Raw genomic sequence first — 18,529 nt, 5'->3', positions numbered from 1 at the left:
CGGAGGCGAGCGGACGACCTACAGTTTTTTCGCGACCATCTCTCCCCAGTGTTCGAAGCCGTGGCGGTCGTAGAAGGCACCGGCGCGGTCGTTTTCGCGGTCGACGTCGAGGACGAGGCGGTCGAGCGGGAGCGCCTGGTCGTCCGCGAACGAAACGGCGGCGTCCATCAACTCGTCGGCGATGCCCGTCCCGCGATGGGGCGGTCGAACGTAAATCTCGTTCAGGACGGCGGCGTCCCAGACGAACGCGAATTCCTCCGGCAGGACGAAGACGTAGCCCGCCAACTCGTCGCCCGTATCGGCGACGATGACGCACCGTTCGTCATCGTCCACGCACCACTCCACCCAGGAGAGATATCGCTCGCGGTAGTCCTCGGTCAGTTTGCCCTCGTACACCGTTTGCTTGTCGTCGCCGCCGGTCCCCGCGCCGAGTCCGAGTTCGAACGCGCGTTTCAGTTTCCAGAACTCCTCGGTATCGTTTTCTTCGTAGGGTCGAATCTCCATACGTTCCGTCGGTGTGAGAGGGGCTTACTTGTTACGAGACTCCCAGACCCGGAAACCGAAGATTCCGAAACTCATCGCGCCGAGAAGCAGTTGTCGCCCGCTTCGAACGATGGGGAACACGCGCTCTTCGTTCCGCGGGTCTGGACCCTGTGCGAGGTCGAATCCGGTGTCGTAGTGCGTCGTGTGGGTCGTTCCGCGGCTCTTCGGTTGGAGGAACGTCTGGACGAGTCCGTGCTTGTTCGAGACGCTGATCTTTCCCGAAACGCTGTAGAACTGGTCGTGAATCGGATAGAACACGTTCACGCCGTTTTTTACGAGGTCGAGACCGATTCCCGCGACGACGAACGCGACGAGGCTCACCCACGCCACGCGAACGCCGTACGCGCCCCACCGTCGACCGATTCGGTTCTCCCCCAGTAGGTCCGCGAGGAGGACGATTCCGACGACCGTCGGCAGGAGGAGGTTGTGAAAGATGGCTCTGTGTCCGCCCTCTATCCACAAGCCGAGCAGCGTGTCGAGGTCCGGGAACGCGGCGGCGGCGAGTACCACGAGCGCCGCCCGCGTGTCGAAGTGCTCCGCGAGGAGCGACGTGGCGAGCAGCGCCCCCACCGCGACGTGTACCACCGTCGATGGCATCGGACGATGGACGGCAGCACCCGGGAAAGTAGTTTGGTGGAATCCGGGACCGTAGGGCGAGCGTACTTTCGGATGGCACCGGTTGGCGACCCAACTGGAACCGATTGTATCGGGTCGTATCCGATGCGATTTTGACGGGAACGATATTGCGGTATCGACGACCCGCTTCCCGACGGGTGATTGGGAGCGTATCGTTCGTCGCTCTCCCGGCACCCTCCTTGACGCGATATTTCGACACCCGTCGAAGGTCGGTTTCGATACGCTTTTCGGAGACTCTCCCACATCGGAAGACATGACAGACGCGCGCCGGACGCTCGCCGAGCAAATCGCGGGCGAAATCACGCTGAGCGACGACCCCGGAGCGACGCTCCGCAAGTGGCGCACCGACTTCGACGTGTCCCAGACGGCACTCGCAGACCACCTCGACGTCTCCTCGTCGGTCATCTCCGACTACGAGAGCGGCCGTCGCGAGAATCCGGGAATCGGCGTCGTTCGTCGGACCGTCACGGCGCTCCTCGACATCGACGAACAGCGCGGCGGCGACCGAATCCGACAGTACGCCCGCGTCCTCTCCGCGGGATTCGACAGCAGCATCGTCAACGACTTGCGTGAGTATCCGACGAGCGTCCCCCTCTCCGAGTTTTACGACGCCATCGACGCGACGGAACTCGCGCAGGGAACCTCGGCGGGCATCACCGGACACACAGTCATCGATAGCATCGAGGCTATTTCCCGCCTCTCCAGCGAGGAGTTCTATCGACTTTTCGGCCAGAGCACGAACCGTGCACTCGTCTTCACGAACGTCACGCGGGGGGAATCGCCCTTGGTCGCGATGCGCGTCGTCACCCCGACGCCGAACGCCGTCGTCCTCCACGGTATCGACCCGGACGAACTCTGGGAGCACGCGCCGAAGATGGCCCAACTGGACGGGTTTTCGCTCGCAGTGACGGACTGCGAGAAGGAGACCATGTTGGACGCCATGCGCGAACTCGCGCCGTGACGACCGTCCGCGTTCATTCTCCTATTCTGACTGTAACGGGTCGCTGATATCTTAAAGGATGGCGTGGTGAAGGACAGGAATGAATCATCTCTGATGTGTCTATATCATGTAATGAGTACGAAGGAATCACGGGAGAGGATCGAGATGATCGTCTCCACTTGCCCGTGGTGTGATGAAAGAGTCGATAATCCGACTGATTGTGTCCAAATCGCGCCGCCCGACCGCCGCCCGCCCGAGCACCGTCCGACGGCCAACCGCTGGTTCCTCCACACCGACTGCGCCGCCGAGTGGCGGGAGTTCGTCACTCACCTCCGAACGCTCGCGGGGCGCGGAGCCTTTCGAACGCTCGTCGAGGGGCCGCTGTCCGGTGACGTCAACGAGATGCTCGAATGGGAGATACCCGACACGAGCTAAAATATATTTTAGCTAACACTTTTCCGTTCTCACCCCCTTCCTCTCTCCATGTCCGATACGATAGTCAAGACAGGGACGACGACGGTTGCGCTGACGACCGAGGAGGGCGTCCTCCTCGGCGCGGACCGCCGGGCCAGCCTCGGCGGCCGGTTCGTCTCGAACAAGAAAACTCAAAAAATCCAACAGATTCATTCGACGGCCGCGGTGACGATGGCCGGTGGCGTCGGCGACCTGCAGGCGTTCATCCGTACGCTCCGTGCGGAAGCCTCCCTGTACGAAACGCGCCGGGACACGCCCATCGACATGGCCGCGCTCTCGACGCTCGCCGGGAATCTGCTTCGCAACGGTCCCTACCGCGCCGGACAACCGACGCTCGGCGGCGTCGATGCAACTGGCCCGCACGTCTACAGCCTCGATGGTGCCGGTGGCGTCATGGAGGACGATTACGTCGCGGCCGGAAGCGGGATGCAACTGGCCTACGGCGTCCTCGAACGCGAGTACGAACCCGGCCTCTCCATCGACGACGCCCGCCGCGTCGCGGCCGACGCTATCGAGAGCGCCACCCAGCGCGATACCGCCAGCGGGAACGGCATGACGATAGCGACCGTCACCTCGGACGGCGTCGAAATCCACGCGTACGACGAGTACACGGAGGTGGCAGCATGAACGGACAGCAACAGCAGGCCTACGACCGCGGGACGAACATCTTCTCGCCCGACGGCAGACTGTATCAGGTCGAGTACGCCCGCGAAGCGGTCCGCCGCGGCAGCGTCAGCGTCGGCGTTCGCGCTCGGGACGGCGTCGTCTTGGCCGCGAGAAAGCACGTCCGCTCACCCCTCCTCGAAGCCGAGGGTATCGAGAAACTTCACAAGATAGACGACCACATCGGCGTCGCCAGTGCGGGTCACGTCGCCGACGCCCGCCGCCTCGTGGACTTCGGCCGTCGGCGAGCACAGACCGACCGCCTGCGCTACGGCGAACCCATCGGCGTGGACCCGTTCACCAAGGCCGTTACGGACCACGTTCAAGAGTTCACCCAGCAGGGCGGCGCACGCCCGTTCGGCGCGGCGCTGTTGGTGGGTGGCGTCGAACCACGTTCGACGCAGCAAGCGAGCGGGTCCACTCCGCGAGACGACGTCGAACCCTCCATCGCCGACGAGGACCCGCAACCGCGCCTCTTCGAAACCGACCCCTCGGGGACGCCGCACGAGTGGCGGGCGACGGCTATCGGCGCGAACGACGACACGGTTCAGGAGTATCTCGAAGCAAACTACGACACTCAGAGTTCGGTTCAGTCCGGTGTCGAACTCGCCCTCTCGGCGCTCGCGGCGGCCGAAGACGGCTCGCTCGCTCCCGAGGAGGTGTCGGTTGCGACCGTCGCGCCCACGTACCAGGCGCTCGACGCGGACGCTCGGCGGAAAACACTCGATTCGCTTGACCTGTTGGACGAGCAGGCGTCGTAAAACGCGTTCCCCTACGAGGCCGTCTGCCCCGCCGTCGATTTTCGAACCGTCACGACCTCCAGATTTTCCGCGACGAACAGCGCGAGGACGTCGCCGTCGAGTTCCGTCGAAACCCGAACGCACCACGGGTTCTCGGAGACGACGCGCTCGCGCCACTCGTCGCCCACGTTCCAGACGGGGCGCTCACGCACGTCGATTCCGTGGCGATGGTAGAACGAGATGACCGCCGGATGTTCCAACACCGCGAGCGTCACGGGCGAACGAAGGCGACAACCACAGCGTTCGCAGTCGAACCGGACCTGCGGACGGCGGTGGCTCTCGGTGTCTTCCGCCGCTTCCTCGTTGCCCTCGTCGGCGTCGTGATATCCGACGTGGGCGTTCGCCGGGGCGCTACACTCCGGACAGACGCCGTCGGCCATCAGCGAGAGGCGATGTCTGTGGTGGCGGTCGAACGCCGAGAGAAGCCCCTCAGGGTCGTGTGCGCGGTGGCTCTCGGTTTCGCCGGACTTTGTCTGGCTGACTGCCGAGATTTGCTCGGCAATTTCGCCAGACTCTGTCTGGCTGACCGCCGAGCTTTGCTCGGCGATTTCACCGTTCACTTGCGAGGTTTCTGCGAAACCTCGGTGACCTCCGGGTGGAAACGGTAGCGTGAGCGTCGGGCGTTCGCACGCCCGGCATTCGACGACGACGTAGTTGTCCTCGCCGTGTGCCTCCATTTGTTCTTCTCCGCAGAACGGACACGGGTCGTCCACCGCGATGGGGTCGAAATCCACGCTGTCGGTGTACGTTCCGGCGCGAATCGCCCGCGCGATTTCCCGCCCGGCGTAGGTCAGGGTGTACCCCCGCTCCGTCTTTCGAACGAAATGGTCGGTCAACTGCCGCAGATGATAGGAAAAGCCCGCCGTGTTGTCCGCCGACGTCGCCTCGAACAACTCCGAGAAGGCGAGTGTCTCCTCGCCCTCCGCCTCGGCGTCCAACAGCGCGCGAAGCGCGGCCATTCGGACTTCGTTGCCGAGAACCGCGAACGCGTCCGTCGGGTCGCCGTCCTCTTGCGGTTCGGTTCCGATGGTTTCGGGCAGTTCGTCTCCCGTCCGTGTCGACTCTGTTTCGGTCATTTCGATGGGTACCGTCGGTGTACTTCGACGTCGAGCGCGTGTTGCTTGGTCGCACGGACGGGTGCTACGCGGATAAGTCGTTTGCTGTCGGAAGGAAGTCGAAAAACGGAACGGGACGAAAACCGCGCTTCGGCGGCTTACTCGACGTATTCGTAGATGCGCTCGTCCATCTCGCCGCGACCGGTGAACACGAACTCGTTTTCGGGTTCCGTGAAGTCGTCGAGTTCGACGCGCTTGTCGTGGTTGTGCCGGTCGTGGACCTGCTCGTACTCGTCGTAAGTCAGGTCGTAGCGGTTCCGAACCTGCTCGTCGATGCTGAGTTGGGAGAGTTCCTCTTCCCAGCCGTCCTGGACGGTTTCGGCGTGGATTTCGGCCTGTGCACCGCTCCCGTAGGACCCGACGAGGAGCTTCTTGCCGACCATTTCCATGTCGTTTTCGGCGGCGTACTGGAGCGCCGAGGCGCGGGCGATGTGAACCGACCCGGTGTACCAGTTCCCGACTTCACGCGAGATGCGAAGCGTCGGTTCGATGGTGTTCGCGTACCACTCCTGATACTGGTCAGTCGCCTTGAGGTCGTCCATGTACGTGCTGATGGCCTCCTCGAACTCCTCTCGGTCGTCGTAATCCTGCTCGCGGGGTTGGCGGCCGATTTCGGCGGCGAGTTCCTCCTCGATGTCCGTGTCCCGAATGGTGTGACGGAACGCGAACAGCCCCGCCTTGCGGACCATTCCCGGGAAGGGCGTGTGGTACGGGCCGAAGACGTAATCGCCGGGGTGGGTTTCCCCACCGGCGCGCTCGAAGTCCTCCAACGCCTCGCGCATGCGAGCGAGGTAGACCTGCATGGAGCGTTTGCCGTCCACGCTGGGGAACTGCTGGTTGGGCTTCAGAAAGTCCGTCTCGTCGGCGCTGCCGTAGCCCTGTTCGGTCGAGAGTTCGACGAGGGACGGGTTCTCGCTGATAAGCATCGCCACGGCACCGGCACCCTGCGTCGCCTCGCCGGGGTCGCCACGGGCGTACAGCGCCGTGTCCGTCGCGATGACGAGCGCGGAGCGTCCGCGGTTGCGGCCCGCCTTTATCCAGTTGTAGGCGTCGTCCAGACTCTGCGTTCCAGCGATGCAGGCGAACTTGCGTTCACCTTTGTTCGCGTGGTGGAAGTCGCCGTCGTACACCTGTTCGAGACATCCCGCGATGTACGTCGAAACGGGCTTCGAGTTGTCGAACGCGCTTTCGGTCGCCACGTCGATGCGACCGATGTCGTCCGGCGTCAGTCCCTTGCGCTTCATCAGTCGATGAGCCGCGTTCGCGCCCATCGTCACGATGTCCTCGTACGCGTCGGGGAACGAACTGGCGTTCAGCCCCAATCCCTTCGTGTAGTACGCCGGGTCATTGTCCTTTACCGGTGCGACCGTTTCAGGGAGGTCGAGTTTCAGCTTTCCCGTCCAGATTTCGATTGCGTCGATACCGACGGCTGTCATTCTTGCCATCACGTTGTCTAACGTGCTATAAGTGTTTGTCGATGAAAGTATCGACGGCTGTCGAAACGCAGTGCGTTCGAATCAGGAGTCCGTCACGTCTCCGGTATCGTTGACCTTCCGTACGTCCACGAGGGCACCGGATTCGTCGTACACTCGGACGATTATTTCGAAGCTGTTGCCGTGGTCCGCGTACTCCTCCAGTTGAACCGTCCCGCTCGGCGTGGTACGCGTGTGATTCTCACGGCTCAGGTCCGCAGTCAGGTCGTGGAACTCGACTTCGACGCTTCCGAACGTTCCGGCCGGGTCGGAGACGTCGTACTGTACCTCGAACGAGGAGTCGTACGGCGAACTCCGGTCGTCCACGGCGACGTTCGTCAGTTTCGGACTCGAATCGTTCCGGAGTTTTTCGTTCCCGGCCGGTTCGACGCCGTCGGAGTCGTCCGAAACCGTCACGTCATCGACTTTCACGCCGGACGTGTCGTAGACGCGGAAGATGATTTCGTACTCGTCTCCGTCGGCACCGCTTCGGGTATAGAACACCCGTCCACGCGAGGCGTTCGACGATTTCGTCCGGGTCGCCCAGTCGTGGTCGATGTTCCGGAACTCGATTTCGATGTGGCCGAACGTGCTCCGGTTGGTCACGTTGTATGAGGCTTGATACACCCCTCCGTCTTCGTTGTCGCTTTGGTCGGTTATCCACCGTCCGGCGAGCGCCGGACTGGACTCCCCACCGAGCGAACCGTTTCCGTCCGGGTTGGTGCTGTCGGCTTGGTCTACCACCGACGCCGAACGGAGGACGCTTCCGTTCTTTGCGACCACCTGTATCGTGATGTTGTACGTGTCGCCCTGACCGTATCCGGCGTCGTATCGGACGAGTCCCCGAGCGGTGTCGTTCGTTACGTTGGTCTGTGTCAACTCCGGTTCGTCGAGGTTCGTGAAGTCGACCCGCACGTAATCGAACGACGACCCGGCGTTGGACACGTCGTACGATATCTCGTAGTGAACGCTGTTTCCGCTGATGTCGGTGTTGTCCGTCACGACGTAACTGAGGTTCGCGGGGCCGCCGCCACCGCCACTTCCGTTATCCGAGGAGTTGGGCGGTTTCACTAATCGTATGGTTGCGCTGTCGACGTCGTCCCCGCTCGCCGCGTACACCGTGACCGTGCCGTTCCGAGCGTCCTCTACGTGCAGCGTGGTGGTGTTGGACCCGTCGGCCGCTGTCTCGCCGTTCGTCGTAACCGTCGCCAGCGTCGAGTCGTTCACGGCGTAATCGACCGTCGCCGACGTAATCGGACCCTCATCCGCCGCCACGCGGACCGGGAGCGTAACGTTCGTTCTCTCGCTCACGTTCACACAGGTGTCGAATCCGCTACAGTCCGAGACGCCGCTTCCGGCGAACTCGTCGGTTTGCCACTTGACCGTGTAGTACGAACCGGATGCCAGGGTCGTTCCCTCATCCATGTTCATCTCGAACGACACCTGTTCTCGGCTACTGTCACCGATGGAAAGCGTAACCGTCTCCGTGCCGGACGCGGGGGCGTCGTACTTGAACCCCACGCGACCCCGTTCGTCCGTCGTCTCGTTTTCCCCGGTGTCGTTTCGTGTCACGCCGATGCCGCTCACGGGATTGTTGTACTCGTCACGCACCTCCGCGACGAGCGTCGTCGTTCCGTCGACAGACACGTTCTTCGGACTGACGTTCGTGATGTACTCCGCCTCCGTCTCCGTAGTACCCGACCCCACGCCGACCTTCGCCATTCGAAGGTCGTAGGTGACGTTCCTTTCGAGCGAGATGGCAATCGTGCCGTCGGTCCCCTTCTCGACCGTTTTCACGTGCTCGGCTTTCTGGTCCGCGAGCAACCGGTTCCACGTCTCATTGCTCAGGTTCGTCGGCACGCGAATCACCGGATTGTGCTCGGTCGAGCACACGGAAATCGTGCGCATTTCCGTCGATGGACTCGGCGCTCGCGGGTCGAGGCTTATCGCACCGGACTGGGTCCGCGAGAGATTTCCGGCGAGCGTAACGAGTGTAATCCGTTTCCCCTGAATCAGTTGCTGGTCGGTCAGTGTCGCGTTCCCGTCCCGGCCCCGGTTGTAGACGACGGAGTTCTCGTACACCGTGTCGGGTGCGTTGCCGTACTGGTCGTAGTTCGGGGCGTAGACGAGTGCCCGTGTCGAAAACGAGAGCGTGCTCCCATTCAAATACTCCTTCGTTTCCGGGTCGATGGCGGTGAGGTTCTCGACGGAGAGAGTTTCGGGGTCGGTCGTTCGAAGCGTCCCGGACGCGGGCGGCGGAGTGACGAAGAGAACGTGTCCCGGATACTGCGTTCCAAGCGTTACGGTGGCCGGTTGGCTCGTTCCGGTCGCACCTGTTCGGAGGATGGCGTTTCGCACGTCCTGCATCTGACCCTGCACCCGCTCGTTGTGTCGAAACTCAACGCCCTCGTTTTGGCTCGGGATGGCAGTCGCCTGATACAGCGACATGGCGACGACGAGCGTGGCGAACAGGAGAACCGTTCCCACCTGTACGGTCACGCCACGGTCGTCGGACCGGAACGTCATGGATGGGACAGATACGGGAAAAGGATAAAAAACCTGTTACTCTTTCACTCGTCGTCTTCTTCGACGAGTTCCGGGTCGCTCATCGCGCTCTGAAGGCTGTCCAGACCGTTCGCCCACTCCGTAACGAGGCCGTACTCCATCTCCTCCATCACTGATATGTCGAGTTCGTCGCCGTCGAAGATGCGGGTTCCGCCCGCCGCGACGAGACCGAGAGCCGAGTCCAAATCCTCGGCCGATTCGGCTTTTTCCGCTTCGCGGATGTACTCCTCCACGGGTGCGTCCTCGGCGGGTCCGTGTGCGACGTACTCCTCCGAGGCGTAGAACACGCATAGAAGACTCGTCTGGACGCCGTCGATGAGCATCGCTTTCTCCTCGTCCTCGAAATCGACCTCGCCGAGGACGGTCTCGCGGATGTCGGTGAGTTCCGAGAGGGCCGTCTCCTCGTCGATGTCCTCGTCGTCGTACGCGGTGACGATTTTGGCGACGGCGATGGCCACGTCGTCCTGCAGGTTGAGCAGGAGACGCGCGGAATCCTCGTTCTCCGGGTCGACGTCCTCGTCCTTTATTCTGTCCAGCCAGTTCTGCCAGCGTTCTTCGGAGTAAAACTCCTCTGGAGGAGCGCTCATACCTCTTCCGTGCGTAGCACGATTCATAAATCCTCCGAGGCGGCCTGAGGAGCGCGAAGCGGTTTGAAACGATGGGAAAAATGATAGAACGATGGCTCGGAAACAGCCCAACCCGATAGAAGGGGCGTTTCGGACCGAACGGGACGAAATGCGGGTCGCTGTTCTCTCTGCGGAAATGTCGCCGAAATGGATAACCGGCTGGTAAAAGTCGCCTCAGTCGGAAAGCGTCGCTTCGGTATTTACCCCGTAAACGAGTTCGGGTGTGGTGACGTGTGCGGTCCGAATCGCCTCGTCGTAGTCCCGCTCCTGCATCCACGAGACGCGGCGTGGCACCGTTTTCGGCCCCATCACTGCGCCGGGTCGGTCGGGGTCGTCGATGAAGTCCGTCTCCATCAGGAACGGGTCCCCGCGCTCGGCGGCGCGTTCGAGGCGGTCCTTGTCGCTCATCACGCTCGGCGTCACGCCCGCCAGTTCGCCGCCCGCGTAGTGTTTGACGACGCGTTCGGGTGCCAACCCCGCCGCCCGTGCCCACTCCGCCACTTCGGTTAGGTCCTCCGTCGCCTCGGTGTGCAGTTGGACGGCGCATCCGGTTTCCGCGCCGAGTTCCAGCGCGCGTCGAAGGACCGCGTTCGACGCGTCCCAGACCTCGTCGGTCACGTCGTAGTGTGGCCGTCCGGACTTCAGGGCGAGGGCACGCCCGTCCGCGACGTATTCGGCCGCCACTTCGAGTCCGGCTTGCATCAGGTCACGCGCGTCCGCGGCCGAGTAATCGCGTTCGTCCACGAGTTTCGAGACGAGTCCGGGGTGGACGCCGAGGACGGGCCACGCGCGTCCTGGGAGAATGTCGTTTGCGCGCGAAACGACGTCGACCGTCGTGTCGAAGACGGGTCGGAAGTCGTCGTCCGATTCCGCCTCGACGCCGAGCAGCCACGAGGGTTTGTTTACGACGAGGAGGTGTGTGCCGCCGCTCCGCGCGAAATCCTTGACCGCTTCGAGGCCACGGCCGTGGTCGGGGTCCAAATGAAGGTGGTCGTCGAGTACCGGCGTCCCGAGGTCGTTCATACGTCTACGTTGAGTCCCACGGAAAAAACGCCCGTGGTTCGCCCTCGCCTCGGTCGTCTATTCGTCCGGCTCTGCGTCCTCGTCCTCGATGACGAACGCCTCGTGGGCTGCGTTCTGGAGCGCGTCGGACCGCCCGTACTCGCCGGGCGCGATGGCGACCGTTCGGATGCCGTTTCGCGCCGCCTTTTCGAGGACGGGTTTGAAATCCGTGTCGCGCGATGCGATGGCGAGAACGTCCACGCGCTCGTCGAGCGCGAGTTCCGTCGCGTCGATGGCGAGTTTCACGTCGACGTCGCCGCTCGTGATAACGACCTCGAACCCGCGCGCTTCCGCCGCCTGAATCAGTCCCGGTGTCGCGTGTTCGTCCAGATAGAGACGGGTCGTCGCGAGTTGGCCGAGCTGCCGTCCGGCGGTTCGAACGTCGTCCAAATCGACGTCGAAGTCGTCCCGAAGGACGTTCGGACCGTCGACGAAAAGCGCCACCGTTCGGTCGTGTTCGTCGTCGTCTTCCTCGTGGAGAGACCGCAAGCCGCCGCTCATGCACCGAGCTAAACGACAGCGGGACATAGCGGTGGCGATTCGTTCTCGTGTTCGGGGTTTCGACCCATCCCGTATTATTTCCATATAGTATAACCTGATTCTATGATTAGTTCCTATGAACTTCGTATTTATTTATCGTTTCAAATAAAAAGATTTCATGAACTACAATGAATAAAATTTAAATGTGTATGCTGGCTTTGTCAACTCGCCGTATGGCAGACGACAACACATCGCGATTCGACAGGCGTACATTCCTCAAAGCAACCGGTGCAGTCGGTGCGGCGGCGGCCTTTAGCGGCGTTACGGTGGCGACGCCGGGTCGTAGTCCGGGACCGAAAGAAGACGAGATTCTGGTCGGCGTCTCGGCCGGTCACGGCGACATCGAACAGGCCGTCACGCAGAACGCACCGATGGACGTCAACGTCGTTCACAAGAACGAACACCTGCGCTACGTGGCGGTGAAACTCCCGAGTGCGATGTCCGACTCCGCTCGACGGAGCTTCATGGACGCCATCGAACAGCGTGACGGCATCAAATACGCGGAGGAGAACGCGACGCACGAGTCACTCCTCACGCCGGACGACCCCAAATTCGGCCAGCAGTACGCGCCACAGATGGTCAACTCCGACGACGCGTGGGACACGACCCTCGGCAGTTCGGACGTCACCATCGCCGTCGTCGACACGGGCGCACAGTACGACCACCCCGACCTGGCGGCAAACTACAAATCCAACCCCGGCAAGGACTTCGCCGACGACGACAGCGACCCGTACCCGGACGTGCCGCAGGACGAATACCACGCGACGCACGTTTCCGGCATCGCCGCCGGCGTCATCGACAACGGCACCGGCGTCGCCGGGCAGGGTAACTCCTCGCTCATCAACGGCCGTGCGCTCGACGAGGGCGGCAGCGGTTCCACGTCTGACATCGCGGACGCCATCCGCTGGGCCGCGGACCAAGGTGCCGACGTCATCAACATGTCCCTCGGCGGCGGTGGCTACACGAGCACGATGAAGAACGCGGTCACGTACGCGTCCAACAACGGCGTCTTCATCGCCTGTGCGGCGGGCAACGACGGGTCGAGCAGCGTCTCGTACCCGGCGGGATACAGCGAATGTCTCGCCGTCTCCGCCATCGACTCGAACGGAAACCTCGCTTCCTTCTCCCAGTACGGTAGCAAGGTCGAACTCTGTGCGCCCGGCGTGGACATCCTCTCGACGACCACCGAGACGCGCGGCTCCTACGAGAAACTCTCCGGCACCTCGATGGCGACACCCGTAGTCGCCGGTGTGGCCGGTCTGACGCTCTCCCAGTGGGACCTCACCAACTCGGAGCTTCGAAGCCACCTCAAGAACACGGCCGTCGACGTGGGCCTCTCCTCGAACAAGCAGGGCAGTGGCCGCGTCGACGCTTACAACGCCGTCACCACCCAACCCGGTAGTGGCGATGGTGGCGACGGCGGAAGCGGTTCCACGTCGGATTCGGTCAGCGGCTCGCTCTCGAGCTACGCCGACTACGACGACTACTCGTGGTCGTGGGAGTACAGCAGCCCGAGTCAAATCGTCGTGGAACTCGACGGCCCGAGCGGTGCCGACTTCGACCTCTATCTCAACACGGGGACGACGAGCGCCGCGAGCCCGAGCAACTACGACTACTCGTCCACCAGCACGAACAGCCAAGAGACGGTCACCATCGACAGCCCCGACACCTCGACGGATCTCCAAATCGACGTCGATTCCTACAGCGGGTCGGGCAGCTACACCGTGACCATCACGGAATACCAGTAAATCCCCTCTTCAATTGGTCCCTTCTCCCGCCGCTTCCCCGTGAGTGGAAACGCCGGTCGTCATCCACCGCCGACCACCGACCACGGCGACTCCGAATGCGAATCTTTCCCGCGATTCTACCATTCGGTTTATCCGTTGTTACGACAAATCGTCGCCCATGGTTGCGCCGACTGGAATCACCGCCGGACTCATCAACCTCCTCGCCGTCTTCATCATCGCGGCGAGCGTGGGTATCTTCGTCGCCAAAGTCGGACGGTTTCCGTACACTATTGCCCTCCTCCTCGCGGGTCTCGCTGTCTCGGTGCTCGGCATCAACATCGACATCACGTTGACACACGACCTCATCCTCCTCGTACTCCTCCCGCCGCTCCTGTTCGAGGGCGCGGCGACCACCGACCTCGATAGCTTCCGCGAGAACCTCGTCCCGGTGCTCGTCCTTGCCGTTCCCGGACTCATCGTCTCGATTCTCGTTCTCGGGGTGCTGGGTCACTACGCGTTCGGCTATCCGCTACTACTCGCCACGCTGTTCGCCGCGATGATCCTCCCGACCGACCCCGTTTCGGTGCTGGCGCTGTTCGAGGAACTCGGCGCACCCGACCGACTGTCCGTGTTGGTCGAGGGTGAGAGCCTGCTCAACGACGGCGTCGGCGTCGTCGTCTTCTCCGCGCTCTTCCTTCTGGTGAAAGACTCGATAGAGAATAATACCGAACTCTCGGAACTCATCACGCCGAAGGTCCTCGTCAATACGGGTCTCGAAATTATCGTCGCCAGTCTCGGCGGCTTGATAGTCGGCCTCGCCGCCGGCTACCTCATCTACCGCGTCATGGTCAATCTTGACGAGCACATGACCGAAATCGTCCTCACGCTCATCCTCGCCTATGGCAGTTTCCTGCTCGCGGAACACTACTTCCACGTCAGCGGCGTCATCGCCACCGTGACCGCGGGACTGCTCATCGGCAACCGCGGCGCGGAGTACGCGATGAGCCCCCAGACGAAGATTTCCGTGTTCAACACGTGGGACACCGCCGCGTTCCTCGTCAACACCCTCATCTTCGTCCTCATCGGCGCGAAGACGCCTATCCACCAGATGGTGGACAACTGGCAACTCATCGCCATCGCCATCGTCCTCACCATCTTCGTCCGCACCCTCACGGTCTATCCCTTCACCGCGGCAGTCAACCGGTTTAGTCGGCGCGACATCCCGTTCTCTTACCAGCACGTAATGGTGTGGGGTGGGCTTCACGCGTCGATTCCCATCGCGCTAGTGCTTGGCCTTCCGAGCAACTTCCCGCACATCAGCGAACTTCGCTCGATGGTGTTCGGCGTCGCGGCGTTCAGCCTCGTCGTCCAGGGGCTGTCGATGAGCAACCTCCTCGACTACCTCGGTATCATTACGCGGACGGAAACGGAGGAGCTATACGAACTCCTCCTCGGGCGTGCGCGTGCGGTCGATTCCGCGCTCAACGCCGCGGAGCGCCTGCACAACCGCGGCGACCTTCCGGGTGACGTGTACGATGACTTCCGCGGCGAGTACGAGAAAGAAAAGGACGACCTGAACTCCGCTATCTCCCGTCTACTCCGGGAGAATCCCGAACTCCGCCGCGAAGAACTCCTCGTCGGCGAACGCCGCGTCCTCAAACAGGAAAAGAGCGCCATCATGGACGCAACCCACTCGGGCGTCATCAGCGACGACATCGGCGAACGACTGCTCCAAGAGGTTGACCTCAAACTCGACCGCGTCGACACCGGCCAGAGTACCGTCCGCGACGACCCCGATAACGAAGCCTACGAGGAGTTCTGGCGCGCCCGCGCGGCCGAATACGGTCTCGACTTCTCACCCAGCAACGACTGACGCGACGGAAAAACGATGGGAATCGTCGGAGGACTACTCCGTGACGTATATTTTGCCGACCATCCCCGCGCTCTCGTACGGCACGCTGTGGAATCTGTAGAACCCCGGAACGTCGAAGGTGTGACCGTACTCGTACCCCTCGTCGTAGAGCTTGCTCGACCCACCTGGCGTTCCCCGCCAGTTCGCGCCGTCGGGTTGCTCGTCGACGACGAGATTGTTGTCGTCCGATTTCCAGACGAAGGCGACTTCCGTTCCGACGGGGACGGCGAGCGGACGGTCCGTACCGGGTGCGAATTCGAGGTTCCCGTCGGGACCTACTTCGACCGGGAGGTCGGCTTTCGTCGCGTGGTTTCCCGGTGGTTCCGCGTCGCCGTCCTTCGATTCGGCGACCGTGACCGAACCGGTTGCCCCCGCCGCCTTGTGCGGGGCGCAGTAGTACTCGTATCTGCCGAGTACATCGAAGGTGTGGGTGTAGCGATAGCCGTCGTCGTACACCTCCGATACCTCGCCGGGCGTCCCCTGCCAGTTCCCGCCCTCGGGTTGGTCGTCCACGTAGATATTGTGGGTGTCGGAGTCCCACACCCACTCCACCGTCGTTCCGGGGAGAACCGTGATGTCTCGGGGGTCGAACCCGAGGTTTCCGCTCCTGCCGATGGTCACCGTGACGTCCGCCTCGGAATCGTCGCCGCTCGAATCGGGTCGACCGAGCGCGAGACAGCCACCGAAGGACATTCCGAGGGCCAACGCGCCGGTCGCTTTCATTATCGTCCGTCTGTCGTGTTTGGGGGTCATGTGAAAGGACAGGGATACCTACACGTCTGCGGCAAAAAATACCGGTATCCGGTTCCCAGTTGTTGAAAATCGAATAGTTTTCCTCCCCTTCCTGACGACCCGAACGTTCAAGTAGCGAAACGGGACCACTCCGTGACGGCCGACAACGTGAATCCACCAGTCGGTCCGCTATCCATGAACTGCCAAAACTGTGGACACTCCGATTCGTTCGTCTTGCTTCTCGACGTCGCCGCTCGTGTTACGAATACGGACGCGACGCCGTGTGACTGGTCGTTCTGTGTCCAATGTCCGGCCTGTGAGAGTACCGACGTCGATGGGGACCCGACGCGACTGTTCGACCGACTTCAGGACTCGACGATGTCGTCGTAAACCGCGTCGTTGGCGGGCGTCGTCTCGTCCGTCCACGTCACCAGCGTCGTCCCGGACCTGTCGGCCGTCTCGGCTAAGCGCCGTTCGAGCGCGCCGACGCGAACCGGATGCAGACAATCGACCAAATGCGGGTGTTGGCGAAGCCAAACGGCCTCGAACGCCGTATCGGAGAGCGCTTGTGCCACGTAGTCGGTGGCGTCCAGCAGCGTTTGCGTATTAAACCGTCGTCGTGCCCGTCCGTCCTCCTTCGCCGTCGTGACGTAGACGGGAAGATGCGGGGCGTCCCCTCGGTACGTCGCGACGAACCCCGCATCGAACGCGACGACGGTATCGAGTGGTTCGAGCGGCGACTCCCACCCACGGACGAGGACGCACCTCGACTCCCTCTCGTGTATCCGACGAACGCGGCGTTGTGTCATTATAGTCATATGTGACTATATAACCGAAATAGCTACAAATCCATAATGGTACCGATTACCTAGGGGGGTGTAGATGACGTCCGAACAGATACTCGGCACCACGACCGTAACACAACGCTGGCGAATCAGTCTCATCAAGGCGGTTCGAGAGGAGTTCGAGGAGGAAGGCGAGGAAGTGAAGGAGGGCGACCGGCTCGTATTCAAGAAGCGGGATGGTCAAATCGTCGTCGAGCCGGCGTGAAAAGCCAGTAGACTACGGTCTCGAATCGACCCCGGCAGTCGCGGGGGAGAAAACAAAACATTACTTACTACGCTTCGAGGGTTCGGGTATGCCCCTTCGGAAACCGCCGTTGCGCGACCGACACGACGAGCGGGGCGCGACGTTCACCGAGTTCGGCGGCTGGGACATGCCAGTCGAGTTCGATTCGATAAAGCAAGAACACGAGAGCGTCCGGCACTCCGTCGGCATCTTCGACGTCTCCCACATGGGAGAAATAGAGGTCAGCGGACCCGATGCCGAGCGTCTCATGCAACGACTGACGACCAACGACGTGACCCAGCTGTCGCCCGGTGACTCCCAGTACGCGATGATAACCGACGAGAACGGCATCATCATGGACGACACCGTTCTCTACCGACTGCCGGAGGAGGACGACGCGGAGTTCCTGTTCATCCCGAACGCCGGCCACGACGAGATGATGCACGACCGCTGGAAGCGGCTCCGTAGCGAGTGGGATTTGGACGCGGAAATCCGAAACGCGACGGACGACTACGCGATGTACGCGGTCCAAGGCCCCGACGCGGCCGGTGCGGTAAACGAGGCCGCAGACGAGTCGCTCGCCGACCTCTCGAAGTTCCAAGCGGTGTACGCGAGCGTCGCGGGCGTTCGGTGCTGGGTCGCCCGCACCGGCTATACGGGCGAAGACGGATTCGAACTCATCCTGCCCTCGGACGAGGCCGAAACCGTCTGGGATGCCTTCGAGTGTCAACCCTGCGGACTCGGCGCGCGCGACACGCTTCGAACCGAGATGGGGTATCTCCTCTCCGGACAGGACTTCGACTACGAGAACGACCCGCGGAACCCATACGAGGCCAAAGTAGGTTTCACGGTGAAACTCGATACGGAGTTCGTGGGCCGTGATGCGCTCGAACAGGCGAAAGAGGAGGGCGTCGAGGAGACGTTCGTCGGATTCCGACTCGTGGACAGGGGCATCCCCCGACACGGCTACGACATCACGAGTACCGAAGACACCATCATCGGAACGGTCACGAGCGGGACGATGAGTCCGACGCTCGGCGAACCCATCGGTCTGGGATACGTTCCGACGGACTACGCGGACCCCGGAACCGTCATCCGCGTGATGGTGCGCGGACAGTCGAAAAAAGCAAAGGTTGAGAGCACACCGTTTCTGAAAGACAAATAATGAGCTTCGAAGTACCAGAAAACCGCAAGTATCTTGAATCGCACGAATGGGTGGAAGTAAACGACGGAACCGGGAAAATCGGCATCACCGACTTCGCACAGGACGAACTGGGCGACGTCGTGTTCGTCGAACTCCCCTCCGAAGGTGACGAACTCGAACAGGAAGGCGACCTCGGCGTCGTCGAGAGTATCAAAGCGGTTTCGGACCTCTACTCGCCCGTTTCCGGAACCGTCACGGCCGTGAACGACGAGTTGGAGAACACCCCGGAACTCGTCAACGACGACCCGTTCGGCGACGGGTGGATGCTCGAAGTCGAACTCGACGACGAGGACGAACTGGACGACCTCCTCTCCGCGGACGAGTACCGCGAGCAGATAGAGTAACGTTCTCCGACGAGTCGCCCGCTTTTTCAGCCGACGTCGCGATGATAGCTGAGCGGCCGCAGGCGGTCGAACGCGGTCGTTGAACGGCGATGAAACCCGAATGACT

20 protein-coding genes are annotated in these 18,529 nt (G+C 62.2%); 10 read left to right on the top strand and 10 right to left on the bottom strand.

Going from position 1 to position 18,529, the window contains the following annotated elements; all coding sequences use genetic code 11:
• Positions 1-18: 18 nt before the first annotated feature.
• Positions 19-504, bottom strand: coding sequence for a GNAT family N-acetyltransferase (locus AC1XDK_RS01355; protein ID WP_483347981.1), 486 nt, complete (start codon positions 502-504; stop codon positions 19-21).
• Between the two features lie 24 nt (positions 505-528).
• Positions 529-1,140: a metal-dependent hydrolase gene (locus tag AC1XDK_RS01350; RefSeq protein ID WP_483347980.1), complete on the bottom strand. Its 612-nt coding sequence runs from the start codon at positions 1,138-1,140 to the stop codon at positions 529-531.
• A 292-nt stretch (positions 1,141-1,432) separates the two neighbouring features.
• On the opposite strand from AC1XDK_RS01350, the gene AC1XDK_RS01345 reads away from it, so the two are divergent.
• The 4 genes from AC1XDK_RS01345 (at position 1,433) to AC1XDK_RS01330 (ending at position 4,017) form a co-directional block, all read left to right on the top strand.
• Positions 1,433-2,140 (top strand): helix-turn-helix domain-containing protein, encoded by a 708-nt coding sequence (locus AC1XDK_RS01345; RefSeq protein WP_483347979.1) that lies wholly within the window; start codon positions 1,433-1,435, stop codon positions 2,138-2,140.
• A gap of 111 nt (positions 2,141-2,251) precedes the next feature.
• Entirely contained in the window at positions 2,252-2,554 is a 303-nt protein-coding gene (locus AC1XDK_RS01340; RefSeq protein ID WP_483347978.1) for a hypothetical protein, read from the top strand.
• A gap of 48 nt (positions 2,555-2,602) precedes the next feature.
• Positions 2,603-3,220 carry an Ntn hydrolase family protein gene (locus AC1XDK_RS01335; RefSeq protein WP_483347977.1) on the top strand — a complete coding sequence of 206 codons (618 nt, stop codon included), beginning with the start codon at positions 2,603-2,605 and terminating at the stop codon, positions 3,218-3,220.
• The gene (locus AC1XDK_RS01330) at positions 3,217-4,017 is read left to right on the top strand and encodes an archaeal proteasome endopeptidase complex subunit alpha (RefSeq protein ID WP_483347976.1); all 801 of its coding nucleotides are present in this window, start codon (positions 3,217-3,219) and stop codon (positions 4,015-4,017) included. The genes AC1XDK_RS01335 and AC1XDK_RS01330 overlap by 4 nt, the downstream gene beginning before the upstream one ends.
• Positions 4,018-4,028: 11 nt before the next feature.
• On the opposite strand, the gene AC1XDK_RS01325 is transcribed toward AC1XDK_RS01330, so the two are convergent.
• The 6 genes from AC1XDK_RS01325 to AC1XDK_RS01300 form a co-directional block, all read right to left on the bottom strand.
• Positions 4,029-5,132 carry a DUF7351 domain-containing protein gene (locus AC1XDK_RS01325; protein ID WP_483347975.1) on the bottom strand — a complete coding sequence of 368 codons (1,104 nt, stop codon included), beginning with the start codon at positions 5,130-5,132 and terminating at the stop codon, positions 4,029-4,031.
• Positions 5,133-5,269: 137 nt separating this feature from the next.
• Positions 5,270-6,607: a hydroxymethylglutaryl-CoA synthase gene (gene hmgB / locus AC1XDK_RS01320; RefSeq protein WP_483348902.1), complete on the bottom strand. Its 1,338-nt coding sequence runs from the start codon at positions 6,605-6,607 to the stop codon at positions 5,270-5,272.
• Between the two features lie 81 nt (positions 6,608-6,688).
• The gene (locus AC1XDK_RS01315) at positions 6,689-9,169 is read right to left on the bottom strand and encodes an Ig-like domain-containing protein (protein WP_483347974.1); all 2,481 of its coding nucleotides are present in this window, start codon (positions 9,167-9,169) and stop codon (positions 6,689-6,691) included.
• A gap of 44 nt (positions 9,170-9,213) precedes the next feature.
• Positions 9,214-9,795, bottom strand: coding sequence for a DUF2150 family protein (locus AC1XDK_RS01310; RefSeq protein WP_483347973.1), 582 nt, complete (start codon positions 9,793-9,795; stop codon positions 9,214-9,216).
• A gap of 213 nt (positions 9,796-10,008) precedes the next feature.
• Positions 10,009-10,857: a TatD family hydrolase gene (locus AC1XDK_RS01305; RefSeq protein WP_483347972.1), complete on the bottom strand. Its 849-nt coding sequence runs from the start codon at positions 10,855-10,857 to the stop codon at positions 10,009-10,011.
• A gap of 57 nt (positions 10,858-10,914) precedes the next feature.
• Positions 10,915-11,397 (bottom strand): NYN domain-containing protein, encoded by a 483-nt coding sequence (locus AC1XDK_RS01300; RefSeq protein ID WP_483347971.1) that lies wholly within the window; start codon positions 11,395-11,397, stop codon positions 10,915-10,917.
• 212 nt (positions 11,398-11,609) lie between these two features.
• On the opposite strand from AC1XDK_RS01300, the gene AC1XDK_RS01295 reads away from it, so the two are divergent.
• Both AC1XDK_RS01295 and AC1XDK_RS01290 read left to right on the top strand, forming a co-directional pair.
• The gene (locus AC1XDK_RS01295) at positions 11,610-13,184 is read left to right on the top strand and encodes a S8 family peptidase (protein WP_483347970.1); all 1,575 of its coding nucleotides are present in this window, start codon (positions 11,610-11,612) and stop codon (positions 13,182-13,184) included.
• Between the two features lie 157 nt (positions 13,185-13,341).
• Positions 13,342-15,036, top strand: a complete 1,695-nt coding sequence (locus tag AC1XDK_RS01290) for a Na+/H+ antiporter (protein WP_483347969.1) — start codon at positions 13,342-13,344, stop codon at positions 15,034-15,036.
• Positions 15,037-15,069: 33 nt separating this feature from the next.
• Here the strand turns inward: AC1XDK_RS01290 and AC1XDK_RS01285 are convergent, their stop codons facing one another.
• On the bottom strand, positions 15,070-15,828 hold the full coding sequence (locus AC1XDK_RS01285) for a plastocyanin/azurin family copper-binding protein (RefSeq protein ID WP_483347968.1): 759 nt from the start codon (positions 15,826-15,828) through the stop codon (positions 15,070-15,072).
• A gap of 174 nt (positions 15,829-16,002) precedes the next feature.
• Between AC1XDK_RS01285 and AC1XDK_RS01280 the strand changes: the two genes are divergently transcribed.
• Positions 16,003-16,197: a hypothetical protein gene (locus AC1XDK_RS01280; protein ID WP_231185075.1), complete on the top strand. Its 195-nt coding sequence runs from the start codon at positions 16,003-16,005 to the stop codon at positions 16,195-16,197.
• Here the strand turns inward: AC1XDK_RS01280 and AC1XDK_RS01275 are convergent.
• Positions 16,173-16,616, bottom strand: coding sequence for a hypothetical protein (locus tag AC1XDK_RS01275; RefSeq protein ID WP_483347967.1), 444 nt, complete (start codon positions 16,614-16,616; stop codon positions 16,173-16,175). The genes AC1XDK_RS01280 and AC1XDK_RS01275 overlap by 25 nt on opposite strands.
• A 73-nt stretch (positions 16,617-16,689) precedes the next feature.
• Between AC1XDK_RS01275 and AC1XDK_RS01270 the strand changes: the two genes are divergently transcribed.
• The 3 genes from AC1XDK_RS01270 (at position 16,690) to gcvH (ending at position 18,423) form a co-directional block, all read left to right on the top strand.
• On the top strand, positions 16,690-16,857 hold the full coding sequence (locus AC1XDK_RS01270; RefSeq protein ID WP_483347966.1) for a hypothetical protein: 168 nt from the start codon (positions 16,690-16,692) through the stop codon (positions 16,855-16,857).
• An 88-nt stretch (positions 16,858-16,945) separates the two neighbouring features.
• Positions 16,946-18,040: a glycine cleavage system aminomethyltransferase GcvT gene (gcvT, locus tag AC1XDK_RS01265; protein ID WP_483347965.1), complete on the top strand. Its 1,095-nt coding sequence runs from the start codon at positions 16,946-16,948 to the stop codon at positions 18,038-18,040.
• Positions 18,040-18,423: a glycine cleavage system protein GcvH gene (gcvH, locus tag AC1XDK_RS01260; RefSeq protein WP_483347964.1), complete on the top strand. Its 384-nt coding sequence runs from the start codon at positions 18,040-18,042 to the stop codon at positions 18,421-18,423. The genes gcvT and gcvH overlap by 1 nt, the downstream gene beginning before the upstream one ends.
• Positions 18,424-18,529 lie beyond the last annotated feature (106 nt).

The organism is Haladaptatus sp. HS23 (genome assembly GCF_056892285.1).
This window is presented reverse-complemented; position numbering and strand designations above follow the sequence as displayed.

Bases quoted from the DNA above. Each gene is read 5' to 3' on its own strand.
- AC1XDK_RS01340 (WP_483347978.1), top strand. From the start codon at position 2,252: ATGAGTACGAAGGAATCACGGGAGAGGATCGAGATGATCGTCTCCACT.
- AC1XDK_RS01350 (WP_483347980.1), bottom strand. From the start codon at position 1,140: ATGCCATCGACGGTGGTACACGTCGCGGTGGGGGCGCTGCTCGCCACG.
- AC1XDK_RS01305 (WP_483347972.1), bottom strand. From the start codon at position 10,857: ATGAACGACCTCGGGACGCCGGTACTCGACGACCACCTTCATTTGGAC.
- AC1XDK_RS01345 (WP_483347979.1), top strand. From the start codon at position 1,433: ATGACAGACGCGCGCCGGACGCTCGCCGAGCAAATCGCGGGCGAAATC.
- AC1XDK_RS01275 (WP_483347967.1), bottom strand. From the start codon at position 16,616: ATGACACAACGCCGCGTTCGTCGGATACACGAGAGGGAGTCGAGGTGC.
- AC1XDK_RS01325 (WP_483347975.1), bottom strand. From the start codon at position 5,132: ATGACCGAAACAGAGTCGACACGGACGGGAGACGAACTGCCCGAAACC.
- hmgB (WP_483348902.1), bottom strand. From the start codon at position 6,607: ATGACAGCCGTCGGTATCGACGCAATCGAAATCTGGACGGGAAAGCTG.
- AC1XDK_RS01285 (WP_483347968.1), bottom strand. From the start codon at position 15,828: ATGACCCCCAAACACGACAGACGGACGATAATGAAAGCGACCGGCGCG.
- AC1XDK_RS01330 (WP_483347976.1), top strand. From the start codon at position 3,217: ATGAACGGACAGCAACAGCAGGCCTACGACCGCGGGACGAACATCTTC.
- AC1XDK_RS01300 (WP_483347971.1), bottom strand. From the start codon at position 11,397: ATGAGCGGCGGCTTGCGGTCTCTCCACGAGGAAGACGACGACGAACAC.
- AC1XDK_RS01335 (WP_483347977.1), top strand. From the start codon at position 2,603: ATGTCCGATACGATAGTCAAGACAGGGACGACGACGGTTGCGCTGACG.
- AC1XDK_RS01310 (WP_483347973.1), bottom strand. From the start codon at position 9,795: ATGAGCGCTCCTCCAGAGGAGTTTTACTCCGAAGAACGCTGGCAGAAC.
- AC1XDK_RS01290 (WP_483347969.1), top strand. From the start codon at position 13,342: ATGGTTGCGCCGACTGGAATCACCGCCGGACTCATCAACCTCCTCGCC.
- AC1XDK_RS01355 (WP_483347981.1), bottom strand. From the start codon at position 504: ATGGAGATTCGACCCTACGAAGAAAACGATACCGAGGAGTTCTGGAAA.
- AC1XDK_RS01295 (WP_483347970.1), top strand. From the start codon at position 11,610: ATGGCAGACGACAACACATCGCGATTCGACAGGCGTACATTCCTCAAA.
- AC1XDK_RS01315 (WP_483347974.1), bottom strand. From the start codon at position 9,169: ATGACGTTCCGGTCCGACGACCGTGGCGTGACCGTACAGGTGGGAACG.
- AC1XDK_RS01270 (WP_483347966.1), top strand. From the start codon at position 16,690: ATGACGTCCGAACAGATACTCGGCACCACGACCGTAACACAACGCTGG.
- AC1XDK_RS01280 (WP_231185075.1), top strand. From the start codon at position 16,003: ATGAACTGCCAAAACTGTGGACACTCCGATTCGTTCGTCTTGCTTCTC.
- gcvT (WP_483347965.1), top strand. From the start codon at position 16,946: ATGCCCCTTCGGAAACCGCCGTTGCGCGACCGACACGACGAGCGGGGC.
- gcvH (WP_483347964.1), top strand. From the start codon at position 18,040: ATGAGCTTCGAAGTACCAGAAAACCGCAAGTATCTTGAATCGCACGAA.